At 70.5% G+C, this 826-nt stretch carries 1 pseudogene; it reads left to right on the forward strand.

The features are described from left to right. Positions 1-770 (forward strand): annotated as a pseudogene (locus H489_RS29920) (hypothetical protein); the annotation flags it as partial. Positions 771-826: the final 56 nt, after the last annotated feature.

Here is an 826-nt window from a genome sequence, read left to right on the forward strand (position 1 = left end):
GCGACATCACCACCTACGAGCGGGGCATGCTCGCGCGGCTGTTCTACCCGGTCGCGAACCCCGCGTTCGACTACGAGTTCTCGAAGGGCTACTACGCACGCGTCGCCGACGGCCGGATCAACGGCCGCGCCGCACGGCTGCTCGTCGGGCCGCTGCTCCGCTCGCTCCGCCGGGTCTACGGGGAGTCCGAGTACCTGGAGTACCTCAGCAGCTTCCGGTACCCGCTCTCCGGCGAGTTCGCGATGCGCGCCCACGTGCTGAACGGCCTGAAGATCCCCGGCGACTGGGGACTCGAGATCGGGATGCTCTCCGAGGTCTACCGCGACTACGCGACCCGGCAGGTGTGCCAGGTGGAGATCGCCGACGCCTACGACCACAAGCACCAGCCCCTCGCCGAGGCCGACGGCACCGGCGGCCTGGCACGGATGGGCAACGACATCGTGCAGTCGCTGCTCCGGAAGCTCGCGACGATGGGCGTCCCGCTCACGTCCGACTCGTTCCGGGTGCTCAAGGCGACGTACTACCGGAACGCGCTCGACATCGTCGAGGTCTACCGGCACGAAGCCGAGATGAGCGGGCTCGCGTTCGACCAGCACGCCGAGGAAGCCGCCGTGGAGCTCTTCACGAAGGCGATCCTCGACGCCGGCGGCGCCTTCACGGCGCGGCCGAACGACAAGCCGTTCATCCCGAGCTGGAGCCGGGTGCGCTCGGCGGTGCCGGACGTGCTCGACCGGCTGCGCGACGCGGTGGAGGCGGACCAGCAGGACTGATCCGGCGTCCTGCGCGCGCCCTGGGCGCGAGTCAACGGCGGACGGGAGGCCCGGTG

Origin of the sequence: Curtobacterium flaccumfaciens UCD-AKU (assembly GCF_000349565.1) — a bacterium.
GTDB lineage: Bacteria > Actinomycetota > Actinomycetes > Actinomycetales > Microbacteriaceae > Curtobacterium > Curtobacterium poinsettiae.